An 18,260-nucleotide genomic window follows, 5' to 3' on the forward strand; every position below is an offset into this window, starting at 1 on the left:
GTGTCTTAGGGTCTCGTGGGCTCGGAGATGTTTATAAGAGACAGCCGCCTGACCACGGCCCGGATACCGTCTGGCCGCAGCTCGGAAACCGCCTGACCACGGTCGCCGGACGCGAAGCCCGGACCGGGCCCGATCGTCAGGGCCCGGTCATCAGGCCCGGTCATCAGGCCCGGTCATCAGGCCCGGTCATCAGGCCCGGTCATCAGGCCCGGTCAGGCGGCGGGGCGGCCCGCCTCGTGCACGAGGTCCGTCAGGCGCTTGAGCTGGTCGGGGTCGGTCGAGGGCAGCACGCCGTGCCCGAGGTTGAACACGTGCCCCTCGGCCGCCCGCCCCCGGCGCAGCACGTCGCGGGCCTTGCGCTCGACCACCTCCCACGGCGCCAGCAGCAGGGCCGGGTCGAGGTTGCCCTGGAGCGCCTTGCCGGGGCCGACCCGGCGGGCCGCCTCGTCGAGCGGCACCCGCCAGTCGACGCCCACGACATCGGCCCCGGCCTCGCCCAGCACGCCGAGCAGCTCGCCGGTGCCGACCCCGAAGTGGATGCGCGGCACGCCCTCGATCCCCTCGAAGATCCGGCGGGTGTGCGGCAGGATGAACTCCCGGTAGTCCTCCGCGGGCACCGCGCCCACCCAGGAGTCGAAGAGCTGCACGGCCGAGGCGCCCGCCGCGATCTGGAGGCGCAGGTGCTCCAGGACGATGCCGGACAGGCGCTCCATCAGCGCGTGCCACAGCTCGGGAGCGCCGTACATCATGGCCTTGGTCTTGTCGTGGTTCTTCGACGGGCCGCCCTCGATCAGGTAGGACCCGAGCGTGAACGGCGCGCCCGCGAAGCCGATCAGCGGCGTGCCGCCCAGCTCGCCGGTCAGCGCCCGGATGGCCTCGGTGACGTAGGAGACGTCGTCCGGCTCCAGCGGGCGCAGCGCCGCCAGCCCCTTGGCGTCGCGGATCGGGTCGGCGACGACGGGGCCGACGCCGGGCTTGATGTCGAGGTCGACGCCGATGGCCTTGAGCGGGACCACGATGTCACTGAAGAAGATGGCCGCGTCCACGCCGTAGCGGCGGACCGGCTGCATGGTGATCTCGACGATCAGGTCGGGCGTGGCGCACGCGGTGAGCATCGGCACGCCCTCGCGGACCTTGAGGTATTCCGGCAGCGACCGCCCGGCTTGGCGCATGTACCAGACCGGGGTGTGCGGGACGGGCTCGCGGCGGCATGCGCGCAGGAAGGCTGAGTCGGCGAGGTTCACCTGACAAGAGTGCCATGCACCGGTGCCGGTCCCGGCCCTGGGCCAGCAGAGGAGCAGGTGGGGGCACCCGGATTTCCGGCAGTTGGGCACGTACGGGGCGTCACCGTTCCGGTCGGTCAACCGGGCGAGGTGTCGGAAAAACATGCATTGGCCGCCCCAAATCATGATCAGATAGCCAGATGAAGGTTTACCGGTCTGCTCGGCATCGGCGTCGCACACGGGTCGAACACACCCCATGGCCGACCAGAGAGCCGGTCTCGACTGGACCAAATGTTCGCCAAGCCACCGCGCGGCATCGATTCAGCGACCACTTTCGGGACACGCCGAGCGCGTTGCGGGGAATTGTCATCGGCTCGTGCCAACGTCGGAGCCACGACCCGAAGAAAGGCCCCGGTGCGATGACTCGTGCGATGACCGCGTTGTGGAGTTCCCCAGAGCGCCGCAGTGAGCGCTGCGCTGACTGCGCCGGTGAGCGGCCGTTCGAGCAACCGCCGTGCTTCGACGGGCACGAGCCGGGCCAGTGCCCGGAGTGGGCCTGCGTCGAGTGCGGCCATGCGATCGTGCTCGCCTGGGCCGAGTCCACCCGCCCGGTTCGCCAGCTGGTTACGGCAGCGGCTTGATCACGAAGGATGAGCACCCCCGTGGTCCCCTTCCGCCCATCCTCGACCTACGCTTCGTCTATGACACTCGGTGACCAGCCGCCTGCCCCGCCCGCGTTCACGCGTGCGGCGGAGAGCCTGCGGCTGGCCGAGGTCAGGCCGGAGATCGAGCTTGAGGACCTGCCCGCGCCGCAGCGGCTGGCCCCCTACTCGGCCGCCATCGGCGCGTCGGTCTACCGCGACGACGACGAGCTCGCGGTCGGCCGGCTGATCCTGCTCTACGACCCCGACGGCCAGCGCGGCTGGGAGGGCCCGTTCCGGCTGGTCGCCTACGTCCGGGCCGACATGGAGCCGGAGATCACCTCCGACCCGCTGCTCGGGCCCGTCGTATGGAGCTGGCTGACCGAAGCTCTCGAGGCGCATCAAGCCGATTACTCCGCCGCTGGCGGTACCGTGACAAGAGCCGTTTCCGAGGGGTTTGGCAACAAAGCCGACGATCCGGTCACTACCGAGCTAGAGCTGCGGGCGTCCTGGTCACCCGCCCAGGAGGATCTCTCCGGCCATGTCGCCGCCTGGTGCGACCTCATGTGCCTGGCGGCGGGGATCCCGCCGCTCCCGCCCGACGTGGCCGCGCTGCCCCGCCGACGTGATGATCCGGAGAGTGACCGAACGAAGTGAGGGCACCAGTCAAGACAGCACCAGCGTCATGAGGCCGGTGAACTCATGACAGAAGAACGCACAGTCGAGCCGCTGCTCGAGCCCCGCGAGGGCATTCCGCCGGTCGTGGCGGACGAGGCCGGCCTGGCCGAGGTCGTCGAGCGCTTCGCCGCGGGCAGCGGCCCCGTCGCGGTCGACGCCGAGCGCGCGTCGGGCTACCGCTACGGCAACCGCGCCTACCTGGTGCAGCTGCGCCGGGCCGGGTCCGGCACCGCGTTGATCGACCCGGTCGGCTGCCCCGACCTGTCCGCGCTCGACGCGGCCGTGTCCGGCGCGGAGATCGTCCTGCACGCCGCTTCGCAGGACCTGCCGTGCCTGATGGAGGTCGGGTTCCGGCCACGGGAGATGTTCGACACCGAGCTGGCCGGCCGGTTGCTCGGCTACGAGCGGGTGGGGCTCGGCACGATGGTCGAGACCGTGCTCGGGCTGCGCCTGGAGAAGGGTCACTCGGCCGCCGACTGGTCCACCAGGCCGCTGCCCGAAGACTGGCTGCGGTACGCCGCCCTCGACGTCGAGGTGCTGGTCGAGCTGCGTGACGTGCTGCACCATGAGCTGGCCGAGAGCGGGAAGCTGGAGTGGGCGCGCGAGGAGTTCGCCGCCGTGCTCGACACCCCGCCGCCGACGCCGCGCTCCGACCCGTGGCGGCGCACGTCGGGCATCCACAAAGTACGCAGCGTGCGGGCCCTGGCCATCGTGCGCGAGCTGTGGACCATGCGCGACCGGATCGCCCGCGAGTCCGATCTCGCGCCCGGCCGGGTGCTGCCCGACACCGCGATCGTGACGGCGGCGCTCGAAGGTCCGCGTACCAAGAAGGCATTGACCGAAATATCGGCTTTCACCGGGCGAAGCGCGCGCCGGCACATGAGCGACTGGCTCGACGCGGTCGCCAAGGCGCGCGGGCTGCCCGACAGCCAGCTCCCGCAGCCCAGCACGCCGGGCGACGGGCCGCCGCCGCCCAACCGCTGGGCCGACCGCGACCCGGCCGCCGCCAAGCGGCTGGCCGCGGCCCGCGCCGTGGTCGCCGCGCTGGCCGACGAGCACCACATGCCGACGGAGAACCTGCTCCAGCCCGACGCCGTACGCCGGCTGACGTGGGAGCCGCCGGCCGAGATCAGCGACGAGAGCGTGACGGACCGGCTGCGCGACCTCGGCGCCCGCCGCTGGCAGCTCGCTCTCACCGCCCAGCCCATCGCCAAGGCCCTGTCCAGGCTGGAGAACCGCGGCGAGCTCTGAGCCCGGCGGCCGCCGGGCCGGTGCCCCGCCCTGCTGAGGCACCGGACCCGACGGCCGCGAGCTGCGGTTTTCCGCATTTCGGCCGCACCTTGACGGGCCGCGCCACTTGACGCCCTCGGTGGCCCGGCCGTACGGTTCGGGAAAGCGCTTTCCCCACGTTTGTCCTGAAGGGATTCCCATGAGCGTGCGCACCATCGGCGTCGTGATGAACGGCGTCACCGGACGGATGGGCTACCGCCAGCACCTCGTCCGTTCCGTTCTGGCCATCAACGAGCAGGGCGGTGTGACGCTCTCGGACGGCAGCAAGGTCAAGCTCAAGCCCGTGCTGGTCGGGCGGAATGCCGACAAACTTGCAGACATTGCGGCGAAGCATGACATATCGGATTTCACCACGGAGCTGGACTCGGCGCTCGCCGACGACGACAACCTGATCTACTTCGACGCCCAGGTCACCAGCGCGCGGGTCAAGGCCGTGCTGAAGGCCATCGAGGCGGGCAAGCACATCTACGCGGAGAAGCCGACGGCAGAGTCGACGCAGGAGGCGATCGCGCTGGCCGAGGCCGCCACGGCCAAGGGCGTCAAGAACGGCGTCGTGCAGGACAAGCTCTTCCTGCCCGGCCTGCTGAAGCTGAAGCGGCTGATCGACGGCGGCTTCTTCGGCCGGATCCTGTCGGTGCGCGGGGAGTTCGGCTACTGGGTGTTCGAGGGCGACTGGCAGGAGGCGCAGCGCCCGTCGTGGAACTACCGGTCCGAGGACGGCGGCGGCATCGTGCTCGACATGTTCCCGCACTGGCACTACGTGATGGAGAACCTGTTCGGCCGGGTGGAGTCGGTCTACGCCCGCGCCGTGACGCATGTCCCCGCGCGGGTGGACGAGCAGGGTCATACGTACCAGGCCACCGCCGACGACGCCGCGTACGGGATCTTCGAGCTTGAGGGCGGCATCGTCGCTCAGATCAACTCGTCCTGGACGGTTCGCGTGAACCGCGACGAACTGGTCGAGTTCCAGGTGGACGGCACGCACGGCAGCGCCGTGGCCGGCCTGCGCAACTGCCGCGCGCAGCACCGCTCGGCCACTCCGAAGCCGGTCTGGAACCCCGACCTGCCCGCCACGGCGCGCTTCCGCGACGGCTGGCAGGAAGTGCCGGACAACGCCGAGTTCGACAACGGATTCAAGATCCAGTGGGAAGGCTTCATCCGGCACGTGCTGGAGGACGCGCCGTTCCCGAACGACTTCGCCTCGGGCGCCCGCGGTGTCCAGCTCGCCGAGCTGGGCCTGCGCTCGTCCGCCGAGGGCCGCAGGATCGAGGTGCCGCAGCTGTGAGGATCGACCTGCCCGGCGGGGCGTACACGCTGCGCGAGCCGGCCACGTGGCCGGTGACCGGGACCCCGGCCGCCGGCCGCGTCGTCTACGCGGCCGCCCACGTGGTGGCCGACCCGCTCGGCGACAACACGCCCGGCTCCCCCGCCGCGGTCGACTGGGACGCCACACTCCGCTTCCGCCGCCATCTGTGGTCGCACGGCCTGCGCGTGGCCGACGCCATGGACACCGCCCAGCGCAACATGGGCCTGGACTGGGCGGCGACCAAGGAGCTCATCCGGCGCAGCGCGGCGGAGGCCGCCACGCTCGGCGACCCGGCGACGCTGGTGGCCTGCGGCGCGGGCACCGACCACGCGCCGGACGCCGCCAACCTGCACACGATCACGGCCGCGTACGCCGAGCAGATCGAGACCGTCCAGGCGACCGGTGCCGGCGTGATCGTCATGGCCTCCCGCCAGCTCGCCCGGGTGGCCTCGGGGCCGCAGGACTACCACCAGGTGTACGGCAAGCTGTTCGGCCTGACCGAGCGGCCGGTGATCCTGCACTGGCTGGGCGAGATGTTCGACCCGCAGCTGGCCGGCTACTGGGGCTCGCGCGACGTGGCCGCGGCGACGGAGTCGTTCCTGGAGCTGATCCACGCGCACGCCGCGATGGTGGACGGCGTCAAGGTGTCGCTGCTGGACGAGGAGCACGAGGTGGGGCTGCGGGCGGCGCTGCCCGCCGGCGTCAAGCTCTACACCGGCGACGACTTCAACTACCCGTCGCTGATCAAGTCGGGCTCGCACGCGCTGCTCGGCATCTTCGACGCCATCGCCCCGGCCGCGGCGGCGGCGCTCCAGGCGCTGGACGCGGCCGAGGCCGCCGCCGACGACGAGGCCCGTGCGCGGCTGATGGCCGCCTACGACGACATCCTCGCCCCGACCGTCCCGCTGTCCAGGAAGATCTTCGAGACGCCGACGTACAACTACAAGACCGGCATCGTCTTCCTGGCCTGGCTGAACGGCCACCAGGACGCGTTCTCCATGGTGAACGGCGCCCAGTCGGCGCGCTCGCTGGTCCACCTGTCGGAGGTGTTCCGCCTGGCCGACCAGGCCGGGCTGCTGGCCGACCAGGAGCTGGCCGTGCGCCGCATGACGGCGCTGCTGGCGGTGAACGGACTGTGAGCCTGGCACTGAACCAGTGGACGACCAGGCGCTGGTCCGTGGCCGAGGCCGTGGACGGGTGCGTGCGGCACGGCCTGGAGGCGGTCGGGCTGTGGCGGGAGAAGGTCGCCGAGCAGGGGCTCGCGCAGAGCGTCAAGCTGGTGCGCGAGGCCGGGCTGCGGGTGTCGTCGCTGTGCCGCGGCGGGTTCCTGACGGCCGGCGGGCTGCCCGGCGAGGACGGCCGCAGGGCCTTCGCGCAGGCGCTGGAGAGCAACCGGCGGGCCATCGACGAGGCGGCGGAGCTGTCCGCGGCGTGCCTGGTGATGGTGGTCGGCGGGCTGCCCGGCGCGCAGCCCGGCGAGCCGCTGCCCGCGGCCGGATTCTCCCGCGATCTGGCCGGGGCGCGCGAGCGGGTGGCCGAGGCGCTGGCGGAGCTGGCGCCGTACGCCGGGGAACGGGGGGTCAAGCTGGCCCTGGAGCCGCTGCACCCGATCTACTGCCCGGACCGCGCGGTGCTGTCCACCCTGGGCCAGGCGCTCGACCTGAGCCTGGCCCATCCGGAGGAGCAGGTGGGCGTGGTGGTCGACACGTTCCACGTGTGGTGGGACCCGCGGTTGTTCGAGGACGTCGCGCGGGCCGGGCGCAGGATCGCGTCGTACCAGGTGTGCGACTACCTGCACCCGCTGCCGGCGGACGTGCTGCTCGGGCGGGGCATGATGGGTGACGGCGTGATCGACTTCACGCCGATCACGCGGGCCGTGCGGGCCGCCGGATACACCGGGGACGTCGAGGTGGAGATCTTCAACGCCGAGATCTGGGCCGCCGATCCCGACGAGGTGGTCGCCACGATGAAGACCCGTTACGAGGAGCTGGTCCTCGCCACCGGCTGACGGGCGAGAAGCGGCGGCGACCCACCGGACGAGCGGCTCGCGGGGCGAGCGGCCGCGTGGTGGGCAGCCGCGTGGTGAGCGGCGGCATGGTGAGCGGCGGCATGGTGAGCAGCGGCATGGTGAGCAGCGGCATGGTGAGCAGCCGCGTGGTGGGCGGCGGCGTCAGATGAGCCGCCGCTCCATCGCGGCCACCACGGCGGCCGCGCGGTTGTCCACGCCCAGCTTGGCGAAGACGTGCTTGAGGTGGGTCTTCACGGTGGTCTCGCTGATGAGCAGGGCCCTCGCGACCTCCTTGTTGGCCGCCCCGCGCGCGATGAGCCTGAGCACTTCCAGCTCCCGCGGGCTGGGCGCCGTCGCGCTCCTCGGGCCCAAGCCGGCCATGAGCTGGGACGTGATCCGCTGGGCCAGGACCCGGCCGCCCGCCGCGGCCGTGCGCACGGCGGCCTGGAGCTCCTCGCGCGGCGCGTCCTTCAGCAGGTAGCCGGCGACCCCGGCGGCCAGCGCCTGCGACACGTCCGCGCCGGTGTCGTACGTGGTCAGCACGACGACCCGGATCTCCGGATGCTCGGCCCGCAGCCGCTCGATGGCCCCGACCCCGTCGAGCCCCGGCATGCGCAGGTCCATCAGGATCACGTCGGGCCGCTCGGCGCGGGCCCGCGCGAGCGCCTCGTGCCCGTCGCCCGCCTCGGCCACCACCTCGATGTCGGCCACGCCGTGGAACATGCCGCGCAGCCCGTCACGCACCACCGGGTGGTCATCGACGATCATCAGCCGCAGGGGATGCTCACGCACAACGCGGTCCCTTCCCCCGGCGTGGACTCCACGGTCACCGTACCTCCCGCCCTCGTGGCGCGCTCGCGCATCGCGACCAGCCCGTAGCCGCCGCCCGGCGCGGCCGGGTCGAAGCCCGTCCCGTCGTCGAGCACGTCCAGCGTGACCTCGTCGTCCATGTACGACAGCGTCAGCGCCGCCCGGCCGGCCCGCGCGTGCCTGGCCACGTTCGCCAGCCCTTCCTGGGCCGCGCGCAGCAGGGTCGTCTCCAGCTCCGGCGCCAGCGGGCGCGGCGGGCCGTCCACCGAGACGGCCACGGGCACGCCGGTGGCGGCGGTCCAGCGCTCGGCCACGGCGGCCAGCGCCGCGTGCAGCGAGGCCCGCTCCAGCGGCTCGGGCCGCAGGGCCGCCACCGACCGCCTGGCCTCGTCGAGGCTGTCGCGGGCCAGCCGCTTGGCCAGCGAGATCCGCTCGCGTACTGCTTCCGGGTCGCCGGTGGCCTGCTCGGCCGCCTCCAGCTGGGCGACGATCCCGCTGAAGCCCTGGGCGAGCGTGTCGTGGATCTCGCCCGCCAGTCGCGTACGCTCCTCCAGCACGCCCATCGCCCTGCTCTGCTCGCTGTGCCGGACGAGATTCCGGGCGAACAGCCCCACGACGAGCGACAGCAGCGTGTTGCCCACGAAGGTGCCCAGGAGGGCGGGCTCGCCGGGGAGCGCCTCGATGAGCCCGCTCGCGACCGACGCCGCGAGCACCAGCACCACGGCGCCCGCGTACCCCCAGCGTTCCGGCAGCAGCACGTACGGGAGCGCGATCAGGCCCCACAGCGCGATCTCGTACGCGGACTCCATCCTGACCAGCACGCAGTACAGGGCGATCAGCACCAGGAGGTGAGCGGCCATGGGGTTGAGGCGTTCGAGCAGGGCGGGCCTGCGGACGACGAAGAAGGCGTACCAGCCGGCCATCAGCGCGGTGATCGCGAGCTCGGCCGGGTCAGGCCCGCCCTCGGCCGCCGCGATCACCGCCGCGACCGCCAGGCAGGTGTAGAACAGCAGGTGGAAGGCCCTGATCCAGCCTGCTTCGACCATTGTCCGATCACTCCCAGCGGAACAGCGCGGCCGCCACGGCAGTGCCGAGGACGATTATCCCGGAAAGTAGCAGAAACGGGGTTAATGTCGGAGTGCCGGACCAGCTCTCCCGCATCGCGATCACCGCCTGGGTGAGCGGCATGTGCTCGCCCAGCTCGCGCAGCTCCCCCGGCAGCCAGTCCCCGGGGACGGCGGCCCCGGCCAGGAAGATCATCGGGAACATGACCAGCAAGCCGAGCAGGTCGGCCGTCCGCGCGCGCGGCGCGAGTGCCGCGATCACGAAGCCGGCGGCGCAGCACATCAGCACGCTGAGCACGAACGCCAGCGCCAGCGGGCCCGGATGCGCGGGCGCCCGCATCCCCAGCCCGAGCGCCCCGACCGCGATCACGACGGCGGCCCCCGCGAGCGCCATCAGGAACTGGGCCGCGACCTGCGCGGCGAGCACGGCGAACGGCGAGATCGGGGTGACCGCCAGGCGGCGCAGCACCTTCCGTTCCCGGTACGTCGCCACGACCCCCGGCAGCGCGGAGAGCCCGCCGATGGCCACGATCATGGCCAGATAGCCCGGCACGAACCGCTCGGGCCGCGCGTTGGCGCCGTTCAGCACGAGGAGCAGGGCCGGGAAGGCGATCATGAAGAACAGGCTGCCCGGATCCCGGCCCAGCAGCCTCAGCTCCGTCACCGACAGCCGCCAGAACCCCCTCATCGCCCCGCACCCATCAGCGCCAGGTACGCCTCCGCCAAGGAGCCGGCGCCGGTGCCGGCGACCAGCTCGCGCGGGGTGCCGAGCGCGATCACCCGGCCCCTGCTGAGCACGGCGACCCGGTCGCACAGCTCCTCGGCCTCGTCCATGAAGTGGCTGACCACCAGCGCCGTGGTGCCGGACGCCTTGAGATCGCCGATGAGCGTCCAGGTCTCGCGGCGGGCGACCGGGTCCAGCCCGGTGGTGAGCTCGTCGAGCACCACCAGCTCCGGCCGGCCGACCAGGGCGAGCGCGAGCTTGAGCCGCTGCTTCTGCCCACCGGACAGATCGCCGTACGCCTTGTTCCAGATGAGCCCGAGCCCCCAGCGCCGCAGCACCTCTCGCCAGTCGTCGGGGTCGTCGTGGAACGCCGCGAACAGGCTCATCGCCTCGGCCACCTTGAGCCGGTCGGGCAGCTCGCTCTCCTGCAGCTGCACGCCCACCCGCCGGGCCAGGCGGCGGCGGTGACGGGCGGGGTCGGCGCCCAGCACGCGCACCGCGCCCGAGTCCGGCCTGCGCAGCCCGATCAGGCACTCGACCGTCGTGGTCTTGCCCGCGCCGTTGTGCCCCAGCAGGCCGAACGTCTCGCCCTTCGCCACCGCGAACGACACGCCGTCCACCGCCCGGTTGTGCCCGTAACTCTTGCGGAGGTCCTCGACCTCGATCACCATCATGCTCCGAGCCTGGCCGGACGCGGGCTCGCCCGGCATCACCCGATCGCGCGCGCGGCATCCTTCTTCCGGAGGATGGGGGCCGGCGCCGGTCAGGTCGTACGTGCCCTCACTCCGGCAGCGTCACCGTGCCCGCCGCGCCGTTCACCGTGATCTCCTGGCCGGTGGCGATGCGGTGGGTGGCGTCGGGGACGCCGACGACGGCCGGGATGCCGTACTCCCTGGCCACGACCGCGCCGTGCGACATCGCACCGCCCATCTCCATCACCAGCCCGCCCGCCGTCAGGAACAGCGGCGTCCAGCCCGGATCCGTCGACGGGCAGACCAGGATCTCGCCCGGCTCCAGGTGGGCGCCGATCGGGTCGAGCACCACCCTGGCCACGCCGGTGACGGTGCCCGCCGAGGCGGCCGTGCCGGTCAGCGCGCCCTCCTCGGCGCTCTGCGCGAGCGCCTCCGGCTCGGTGCCGTCCGAGAGCAGCACCCGGGGCACGTGCCTGCGGCGCGCCTCCTGCTCGTACGCCGCCCGCCGCCGCGCCACCCGCTCGCGCAGGTCGCCCCCGTCCAGTGCCGCCCTGATCTCGGCGAGGTCCAGCCAGGCCACGTCCTCCGGCGAGTCGATCACGCCCAGCCCCACCAGGTGCTCGCCGGCCACGAGCAGGCTGCGCCGGATCGCCGCGAGCGTCTTGACCGCGTAGAACTTGGGCAGCTCGCGCAGCCCCGCGTACGTCCGCGTGCGCCCCAGCCCGAACCGGACGACGGCCGCCCGCCAGCGGCCCTTCCGCCTGGCCTGCGCCACCACGTGCGCGACCGCGGCCCGCGCCTCCTCCGTGCCCTTGGCGAACAGCGCGGCGGGTGCCAGCTCGGCCCCGCCGTCCATGCGCAGGTAGTTGGCGAGCACGCCGAGGATGTGCGCGGGGTCCTCCGACCAGCGCGGGAGGCCCATGTCGATCTCCGCGACGCCGCGGTGTCCGTACTTGTCCAGGAACGCGGCGACCCCCTGCTGCGCGGCGGGCGGGAGCTCTCCCGCCCGGTAGCGGCGCACCAGCTCGGCCACCGGCCCGCTGCGGAACGGCTCCGCCTCGATGCGGGTGGCCAGGTCCCACAGCTCCAGGTCCATCTCCGTGGTCGGGTTGTGCGGGACGCTGCGCAGGACGTCCAGCAGGTCGTTCATCGGCACGCCGGCCAGCTTGGCGGCCAGGCCGTACAGGCCGTAGCCGGTGATCACGATGGGCATGATCGAGATGATGGCCGGGAAGGTGCCGGCCAGGACGCGCTCCGCGTGGTCCAGGCGCTGGGCGGGGGTGACGTTGTCCGGCAGCCGCAGGCGCTCGTCGAGCCGCTCGCCGACGCGGGCCGCGTGCGCCAGGGCCTTGGGCGGCCTGGTCAGCGCCAGCAGTACCCGGGACGGCGCGTGGATGCGGGCGGCGAAGCGGCGCAGGGCGCGCAGGACCGGGCGGCGGGAGGTGTGGACGAGGGACAGCCGCGGGTCCTGCACCAGCCGGTCGAAGATGGGGGCGGTGCGGGCCTCGCCCAGGGTGAGCATGCGCGGGAGGATGACCCGGCCCGCGCGGCTGCGTACGGCGGTGGTGAGGTCGATCCACAGGCGCTGCCCCGACTCGGACAGGAAGGGCGCGCCGTCGAGCGGCTCGGCGGGACCGTAGCCGAACAGGCTCGCGCCCCCGGCGCTGACCAGCCTGAGCGCCGATCGTCCGAGCGGCGTGAGCGGCCCCATGACGCCCTGGACGACGTTGAGCGAGAAGTACACCCGCAGGCCCGGCCGGGTGGCGTCGGGCAGCGGATAGAGGGTGGTGATCGGTCTGGCCTGGGTGAGCCAGAGCCGCCCGTCCGCGTCGATGGCCCACTCGGTGTCCTGGGGCGCGCCGTAGTGGTCCTCGACGCGGGTGCCGAGCTCGGCCAGCTCGCGCACCTGGGCGTCGGTCAGGCAGAAGCCGTCGTCACCCGCGCTTTCCACGCTTTCCACGCGTTCCGTGCCGCCGCCCGGCAGCGCGCGGATGGCCAGGTGCTTGTCCCCGGCGCGGCGTTCGATGACCTCTCCGCCGGAGACGACGAAGCGGTCGGGGTTCACGGCGCCGGAGACGACGGCCTCGCCGAGCCCGGGGCTGGCGTCGATGACGGCCTCGCGCCGCCGCCCCGTCACCGGGTTCGCGGTGAACATCACGCCGGCCACCTGCGCGTCCACCATGACCTGGACGACCACCGCGAGCCGGACCGAGGCGTGGTCGATGCCGTTGGACTCGCGGTAGGCCACCGCGCGGTCGGTCCAGAGCGAGGCCCAGCACCGGCGGACGGCCTCGACCACGGCCTGCGCGCCCACCACGTTGAGATAGGTGTCCTGCTGCCCGGCGAAGCTGGCGAACGGCAGGTCCTCGGCCGTGGCCGAGGAGCGCACCGCCACGGGCACGTCGTCGCCGAGCGCGGCGTAGGACGTCACGATCGTCTCGTGGACGGCCTCCGGCACCGGCGCCTGGAGCAGGTGCCGGCGCGCCCGCTCGGCCAGGCCGTCGCCGCTCGTCTCCAGCCCGGTCGCGACCTGCCGGTACGCCTCCGTGGTCAGCACCCAGCCGGGCGGGACGGGCAGCCCCGCCCGGGTCAGCTCGCCGAGGTTGGCGGCCTTGCCGCCGGTCTCGGCGAGCATGCTCGCGTCGATCTCGGAGAAGTCGAGCGCCGTCTTCATCGAATGCACCCCCGCCGTTCATCCACTGGAGAAAGTCTCACGCGTACGGCGGCAAAATTCAACACTTGATGAACGACGTCACCACTCCAGGGGCACGCCGTCCAGGTCCCAGGCGGGGTCGATCGGCACGCCGAGCCAGGCCAGCGCCGTCGGGCCCACGTCCACCAGCCGGGGCGCGGAGAGCGACCGGCCGCCCAGGTCCTCGCCCAGCCGGTTCGCGATCACGAACACCGTGCGCTCCTCGCCGGACGTGCCGCCGTGACCGCCGTCGTCCACGTGCCCGTGATCGGTCGTGACCAGCACCGTCCAGCGCTCGCCCGGATAGGCGGCCCGCCCGCGCACGGCGTCGAGCAGGCGGCCCAGGTAGGCGTCCTGGGCCTGGAGCGCGGCGGTGTACTCGGGGCAGAGCGGGCCGAGGTCGTGGGCCACCTCGTCGGTGTCGCCCAGGTACACGAACACCGCGTCCGGGTCGTCCTCGGCGAGGTGCCGCTCGGCGGTCTCGGCGACCTGCTCGTCGGCGGCGGCCCAGCCGAGCGCGTAGCCGTCCAGCGCGAGCTTGTGGTCGATCGCGTGGCTGAAGGCGCCGTGCTCGTCCAGCGCCGCCCAGGAGAAGAACGCCGAGGTCGTCAGCTCGGGGCGGGCGGTCTTCGCCCGAGTCAAGAAGTCCGGAAATTTCGTGAACTGGGGTGCGGCGAAGCCGTTGTCCACGACGCCGTGCTTGTCGGGCCAGGCGCCGGTCGCGATCGAGCACCAGCCCGGGCCGGAGTCCGTACGCGACCTGATCACCCGGCCGCCGTCCCCCGGCTCGGGGGACTTGGGGACGACCTCGCCCGGCGACTCCGTACGGGGTGTTCCGGCCTCGCCGTAGGGGAGCTCGCTGGTGCCGTACGCGCCGGAGGACATCAGAGCGGCCAGCACGGGCGGGCCCACGGCCAGCAGCCGGTCGAACCGCAGGCCGTCCATGCCGACGACGAGCACTTTGTTTCTCAATGGGGACATCCCCCCATCTAAGCGGTGAAACGCCGCACCCAGTCAGCCGCTCCCGGCAGGATCTCCTCGACGGGGGCGACCTGCGGATACCACGTGCGCTCCCACTCCAGCGAGACCCATCCGTCGTAGCCCGTCCGGCGCAGCAGCTCGCCGGCCTCCGCCAGCGGCACCGACCCCGTCCCCATGGGCACCGGCGTGGTGTCCTGGGCCGAGACGGCGTCCTTGACCTGGACGTAGGCCAGGTGCGACCCGAGCGCGGCGAGCGTGGCGGCCGGGGACTCGCCGTGCCGCCACGGGTGCAGCAGGTCCCAGATCGCGCCCGTGGTCTCGGGGCAGCCCGCCTCGGCCAGCAGCCCGGCCACGGCCGCGCCGGTGGCCATGCTGTCGTGCGTCTCGACGAGCACGCGGCGGCCGAGGGCGGCGGCCGTACCGGAGACCGCTTTGAGCCGGCGCGCGCCGACGGCCGGGTCCTCGCCGCGCGGGAACACCCGCACCGCGGGGGCGCCCAGGTCGGCGGCCAGGCGCAGGTCGGTGAGCAGCGCCTCGACGACCTGCTCGTCGGGGCCCGGCTCACAAATGCCGACATATCCCGCCAGCGCGGCGATCTCCAGCCCGGCCTGCTCCACCCGCTCGCGCACGGAGCGCCGCTCCTCGGGGCCGAGCCCGGCATGCACCCCGGTGTCCGGATGCAGGCGCAGCTCCAGGCCGTGGCAACCGTGCCCGGCCGCGATCTCGATCGCCCTGCCGAGCCCTTCGCCGGGCATCCCCAGGGTGCTGACCGCCAGCTTCACGCCATCCTCCGTACGCTCTCTCTCAGCACGACCTCGCCGGCGACCTTCTCGGCCACCACCGTCTCCGCCTCGCCCAGCGCCAGCTCCAGAGCCCGCGCCCCCATGTCCTTCAACGGCAGCCGCACGGTCGTCAGCGCGGGCACGTGATCACGCAGCGTGACGATGTCGTCGAACCCGGCCACCGACACGTCTTCGGGCACCCGGATCCCGCGCTCCCTGTACGCCGCCAGCGCCCCCACCGCCATCACGTCGTTAACCGCGAACACGCAGGTCGCGTCGCCGATCTGGTGGGCGGCCGCGTAGCCGCCGTCGCGGTCGAACGGCCCGTGGACCACGCGCGGCGCGGGCAGCCCCAGCTCCTCCAGCGCACCGGCGAACCCGGCACACCGGTCGGCCGCCGTCACCAGATGCGGCGGCCCGGCCAGCACGGCGAAACGCCGGTGCCCGAGACCCGCCAGCGAACGCGCGAGCGCCGCCGCGCCCTCCCTGTTGGCGGGCGCGACCGTGTCCACGCCGAGCAGGTCCTGGCCCACGCAGGCCGCCCGGCCGCCGCCGGCCTGGTAGCGGGCCAGCTCGTCGCGCAGCCGCCCGGTGACGGCCGGGTCGGCGACGCGCGAGCCGACCAGCAGCACCGCCCGCACGCGCTGCGCGTTGAGCGTGGCCACGTAGGCGATCTCCTGCTCGGGATCGCGATGCGTGGTGCCCACCATGACCAGCAGCCCTTCGGTGGCCGCCGCCCGCATCGCCCCGTCGGCCAGGGCCGCGAAGTAGGGGTCGGTCAGGTCGTGGACGACGATGCCGATGACGTTGCTGGCCCCGCGGGCCAGCGTCTGAGCCGCGATGTTGGCGCGGTAGCCCAGCTCGTCGGCGGCCTGCTCGACACGCGCCCGCAAAGTCGCGCCCACCTGGCGGGTGCTGCCGTTGAGCACCCGCGAGGCGGTCGCGAGCGAGACGCCCGCCTGCTTGGCGACGTCTTCAAGCGTGACCACGAGACCTCCCCGGAAAGCGGTTTCCAGTGTGCCAGACCATCGGCGGTCATGCGCACCTGGCTCCGCATCCTCGCACGTCTCAGGCCCAGGGGAACAGGATGTCGAACAGGCCCTTCCGCTCCTCCTGCGTCGGCGTGGGAGCGGGCGCCTGGGTCGTGGGCGCCTCCGCGGGCTGGCTGGTGGACTTGCTGTCCGGCTGCTGGCTCGCGGGCTTGTCGGCGCCGCTGTCCTGGCCCTCGTTGTCGGCGGTGTCCTGCATCCCGTCGTCCTGGGACTGCGAGGAGCGGGTGGGCTTGCTGGTCGCCTTCGTGGTCGGCTGGCCGACGCGCGTGGGCGTGGGGCGTACGGAGGGCTCCCGCGTGGGCCTGGCCTGCCTGGTCGGCTGCGCGGGCTTTGCGGACTCGGACTCGGTGGGCTCGGGGCCGGCCGAATCCGTGGGCTCGGCGGGGAACTCGTCCTCCGCCGGCGTGTCCTCGGGAGCCGCGGACTCGGAGGGGGAGGTCACCTCGCCCGCGCTGGCGCACTGGGCGCCCTTGCACGGGTCGTCGGAGGAGGTGCCGGTGAGCATCCAGCCGGCGCCGACGCCGATCAGGACGACCGCGACCGCCGCGACCAGCAGTTTCCTGGTCCGGCGGCGCACCTCGCGGTCGCCGCCCGAGTGCCCGTCGCGCGAGCCGTCGGAGTCGTCGGTCCACCCCGAGCCGAGGAAGCCGCGCTTCGGCCGCTCCTCGTCGTCGTCGTGCCCCGCGCCGTAGCTCCGGTCGAGCGGCAGGTAGGGGTGGTCGTCGTCCAGGCGGTGGGCGCCGCTGTCCTCGCCGACCACGTCGTGCGGGCCGCTGACGGGGCCCAGGGCGTGCGGGTCGCCGTAGTCGGCGCTGTAGTCGGCGCTGTAGTCCTCCTTGGGGCTGCCCAGCACGTCGTGGCCGCCGCTGTACTCGCTGGGACCGTCGAGCACGTCGTGCGCGCCGCTGTGCCCGCCTCTGGGGTCGCCGAGCACGTCGTGCCGGCCGGAGTCGCCGCCCAGCACGTCATGCCCGCCCGGGTCGCCGAGCACGTCGCGCCCGGCGTCGCCGCGCGCGCCCTTGTCGGGCGGGAGGATGTAGGTCTCGTTGCCGACCACCTGGATGGCGGGCTGCTCGTCGGTGTCGTCGGTGCTCCACCGCGGAGACAGCACGTCACCCGTCAGCTCCGGGTTTAACGACCTACCCTGCCCATCCTCGTATGGCCTGTCGTTCTCGTCGCGCGCCACGATGGAACCTCTCTAGTACGAATTCGGACCGCGCCCTTTCTTAACAGACTCGACCACCACTTGTCCGGAAATTTCACACGTTTCCCTAAAATCACTCTCCGTAACATCGGCCGCTCCAGCCCCATGGCCACCAGTCGATCATGCTCCCCAACCCCCGCAGGACGGACTCACATACGGGCATGAGGCGGACCCGCAAGCTGGCGTGAAGTGGACCCGCGGGCGGATCCGGGTCGGCGTGAGCGTGCTCGAACCGGCACGAGCGCGCTCAGCCCGGCACGAGCGTGCTCAGACAGGCGCGAGCGTGCTCAGACCGGCGCGACCGTCCCGGGCGCGGGCCGCGCGGACGCGACCGACGCGGGCGGCCACGACGCGAGCAAGTGCGACGCGGGCGCGTGCGGGGTTGCCGGCGAGTCGCTCAGGACGTGGAGCGTGGCCAGTCGGCGGCCGCAGCGCACAGCACCGGCGACCCTCGCCGTTCCAGGGCCTCACCACACCCAGACCCACGCCACGCCCCGACCCACGCCACACTCAGGACCGCGCAGGGCCCAGGGGACGTGGGTTGTCAGGACCCGAGTGGGATCACACGCAGGGGTTCGTCGTGGAGTCGACGACCTTGTCCTTGAGGGAGTCGGGGATCGCCGAGACGACCCGCACGCCCGGCCAGTCCGCCCCGATGACGAGCTGGACGATCGGCCCGTCCGGCACCGTGGTCACCTTGGACTCGTACGGCTGCGAGTTGACCGGCTTGACCTTGCCCACCACCGGGGTCCGCTTGTCCTTCGACAGCCGGGCCGCGACCGCGTCACCGTAGGCGGGGCCTTGGGCGGCGTCCTTCTTGGCGTAGCGGATCGAGGTGGCCGCGGCCGCCGGAGCGGTGCCGACCTGGGTGACCACGAACCCCTGCGCCGCCAGCTCGCTGGCCACCAGCGCGGCCTTGCCGCCCTCGGTGGTGCCGTTGAGCACCTGGACGCGCACCTGGCTGTTCTCGATCTTGGGCGCGGCCGATCTGCCGGGCGCCGGGGTGGCGGTGACCTCGATGTCGTTGCGCACGCTCTCGAAGAACTGCTTGGCCGCCGGCTCGCTGAACTGCACCCTGTTCTTGTCCGCCGGGTAGGGCTGGGTGGGCACCGT

At 72.9% G+C, this 18,260-nt stretch carries 16 protein-coding genes; 5 read left to right on the top strand and 11 right to left on the bottom strand.

Going from position 1 to position 18,260, the window contains the following annotated elements; translation table 11 throughout:
- Window positions 1–212 precede the first annotated feature (212 nt).
- Complete coding sequence (gene hemE / locus ETD85_RS47120; RefSeq protein ID WP_276617371.1) at window positions 213–1,220, bottom strand: uroporphyrinogen decarboxylase; 1,008 nt, start codon at window positions 1,218–1,220, stop codon at window positions 213–215.
- 704 nt (window positions 1,221–1,924) lie between these two features.
- On the opposite strand from hemE, the gene ETD85_RS47130 reads away from it, so the two are divergent.
- From ETD85_RS47130 to ETD85_RS47150, 5 genes are all read left to right on the top strand, one after another.
- Window positions 1,925–2,521, top strand: coding sequence for a DUF3000 domain-containing protein (locus tag ETD85_RS47130; protein ID WP_138696378.1), 597 nt, complete (start codon window positions 1,925–1,927; stop codon window positions 2,519–2,521).
- 45 nt (window positions 2,522–2,566) lie between these two features.
- Window positions 2,567–3,793: a ribonuclease D gene (locus ETD85_RS47135; protein WP_138696379.1), complete on the top strand. Its 1,227-nt coding sequence runs from the start codon at window positions 2,567–2,569 to the stop codon at window positions 3,791–3,793.
- A gap of 178 nt (window positions 3,794–3,971) precedes the next feature.
- Window positions 3,972–5,117, top strand: coding sequence for a Gfo/Idh/MocA family protein (locus ETD85_RS47140; protein ID WP_138696380.1), 1,146 nt, complete (start codon window positions 3,972–3,974; stop codon window positions 5,115–5,117).
- Window positions 5,114–6,277: a dihydrodipicolinate synthase family protein gene (locus ETD85_RS47145; RefSeq protein WP_138696381.1), complete on the top strand. Its 1,164-nt coding sequence runs from the start codon at window positions 5,114–5,116 to the stop codon at window positions 6,275–6,277. The genes ETD85_RS47140 and ETD85_RS47145 overlap by 4 nt, the downstream gene beginning before the upstream one ends.
- Window positions 6,274–7,146 carry a sugar phosphate isomerase/epimerase family protein gene (locus ETD85_RS47150; protein WP_138696382.1) on the top strand — a complete coding sequence of 291 codons (873 nt, stop codon included), beginning with the start codon at window positions 6,274–6,276 and terminating at the stop codon, window positions 7,144–7,146. The genes ETD85_RS47145 and ETD85_RS47150 overlap by 4 nt, the downstream gene beginning before the upstream one ends.
- A gap of 162 nt (window positions 7,147–7,308) precedes the next feature.
- Here the strand turns inward: ETD85_RS47150 and ETD85_RS47155 are convergent, their stop codons facing one another.
- The 10 genes from ETD85_RS47155 to ETD85_RS47200 all read right to left on the bottom strand — a co-directional run.
- The gene (locus ETD85_RS47155; protein WP_240779886.1) at window positions 7,309–7,938 is read right to left on the bottom strand and encodes a response regulator; all 630 of its coding nucleotides are present in this window, start codon (window positions 7,936–7,938) and stop codon (window positions 7,309–7,311) included.
- Window positions 7,914–9,002: a sensor histidine kinase gene (locus ETD85_RS47160; RefSeq protein WP_138696383.1), complete on the bottom strand. Its 1,089-nt coding sequence runs from the start codon at window positions 9,000–9,002 to the stop codon at window positions 7,914–7,916. The genes ETD85_RS47155 and ETD85_RS47160 overlap by 25 nt, the downstream gene beginning before the upstream one ends.
- Window positions 9,003–9,009: 7 nt before the next feature.
- The gene (locus ETD85_RS47165; protein ID WP_138696384.1) at window positions 9,010–9,708 is read right to left on the bottom strand and encodes an ABC transporter permease; all 699 of its coding nucleotides are present in this window, start codon (window positions 9,706–9,708) and stop codon (window positions 9,010–9,012) included.
- Complete coding sequence (locus ETD85_RS47170; protein ID WP_138696385.1) at window positions 9,705–10,418, bottom strand: ABC transporter ATP-binding protein; 714 nt, start codon at window positions 10,416–10,418, stop codon at window positions 9,705–9,707. Before ETD85_RS47170 ends, ETD85_RS47165 begins: the two co-directional genes overlap by 4 nt.
- A 106-nt stretch (window positions 10,419–10,524) precedes the next feature.
- Window positions 10,525–13,110, bottom strand: a complete 2,586-nt coding sequence (locus tag ETD85_RS47175) for a PEP/pyruvate-binding domain-containing protein (protein WP_138696386.1) — start codon at window positions 13,108–13,110, stop codon at window positions 10,525–10,527.
- 78 nt (window positions 13,111–13,188) lie between these two features.
- On the bottom strand, window positions 13,189–14,100 hold the full coding sequence (locus ETD85_RS47180) for an alkaline phosphatase family protein (RefSeq protein ID WP_206059320.1): 912 nt from the start codon (window positions 14,098–14,100) through the stop codon (window positions 13,189–13,191).
- A 17-nt stretch (window positions 14,101–14,117) separates the two neighbouring features.
- Window positions 14,118–14,891 carry a sugar phosphate isomerase/epimerase family protein gene (locus tag ETD85_RS47185; protein WP_138696388.1) on the bottom strand — a complete coding sequence of 258 codons (774 nt, stop codon included), beginning with the start codon at window positions 14,889–14,891 and terminating at the stop codon, window positions 14,118–14,120.
- Window positions 14,888–15,880 (bottom strand): LacI family DNA-binding transcriptional regulator, encoded by a 993-nt coding sequence (locus ETD85_RS47190; RefSeq protein WP_138696389.1) that lies wholly within the window; start codon window positions 15,878–15,880, stop codon window positions 14,888–14,890. Before ETD85_RS47190 ends, ETD85_RS47185 begins: the two co-directional genes overlap by 4 nt.
- Window positions 15,881–15,959: 79 nt before the next feature.
- Complete coding sequence (locus ETD85_RS47195; protein WP_138696390.1) at window positions 15,960–17,054, bottom strand: hypothetical protein; 1,095 nt, start codon at window positions 17,052–17,054, stop codon at window positions 15,960–15,962.
- Between the two features lie 654 nt (window positions 17,055–17,708).
- On the bottom strand, window positions 17,709–18,260 hold a 552-nt coding region (locus ETD85_RS47200; protein ID WP_138696391.1), incomplete at its 5' end, for a LytR C-terminal domain-containing protein.

The sequence above is a fragment of the Nonomuraea zeae genome, from assembly GCF_005889725.1.
GTDB classification, from domain to species: domain Bacteria; phylum Actinomycetota; class Actinomycetes; order Streptosporangiales; family Streptosporangiaceae; genus Nonomuraea; species Nonomuraea zeae.

Bases quoted from the DNA above. Each gene is read 5' to 3' on its own strand.
- ETD85_RS47130 (WP_138696378.1), top strand. From the start codon at position 1,925: ATGACACTCGGTGACCAGCCGCCTGCCCCGCCCGCGTTCACGCGTGCG.
- ETD85_RS47135 (WP_138696379.1), top strand. From the start codon at position 2,567: ATGACAGAAGAACGCACAGTCGAGCCGCTGCTCGAGCCCCGCGAGGGC.
- ETD85_RS47140 (WP_138696380.1), top strand. From the start codon at position 3,972: ATGAGCGTGCGCACCATCGGCGTCGTGATGAACGGCGTCACCGGACGG.
- ETD85_RS47160 (WP_138696383.1), bottom strand. From the start codon at position 9,002: ATGGTCGAAGCAGGCTGGATCAGGGCCTTCCACCTGCTGTTCTACACC.
- ETD85_RS47165 (WP_138696384.1), bottom strand. From the start codon at position 9,708: ATGAGGGGGTTCTGGCGGCTGTCGGTGACGGAGCTGAGGCTGCTGGGC.
- ETD85_RS47170 (WP_138696385.1), bottom strand. From the start codon at position 10,418: ATGATGGTGATCGAGGTCGAGGACCTCCGCAAGAGTTACGGGCACAAC.
- ETD85_RS47175 (WP_138696386.1), bottom strand. From the start codon at position 13,110: ATGAAGACGGCGCTCGACTTCTCCGAGATCGACGCGAGCATGCTCGCC.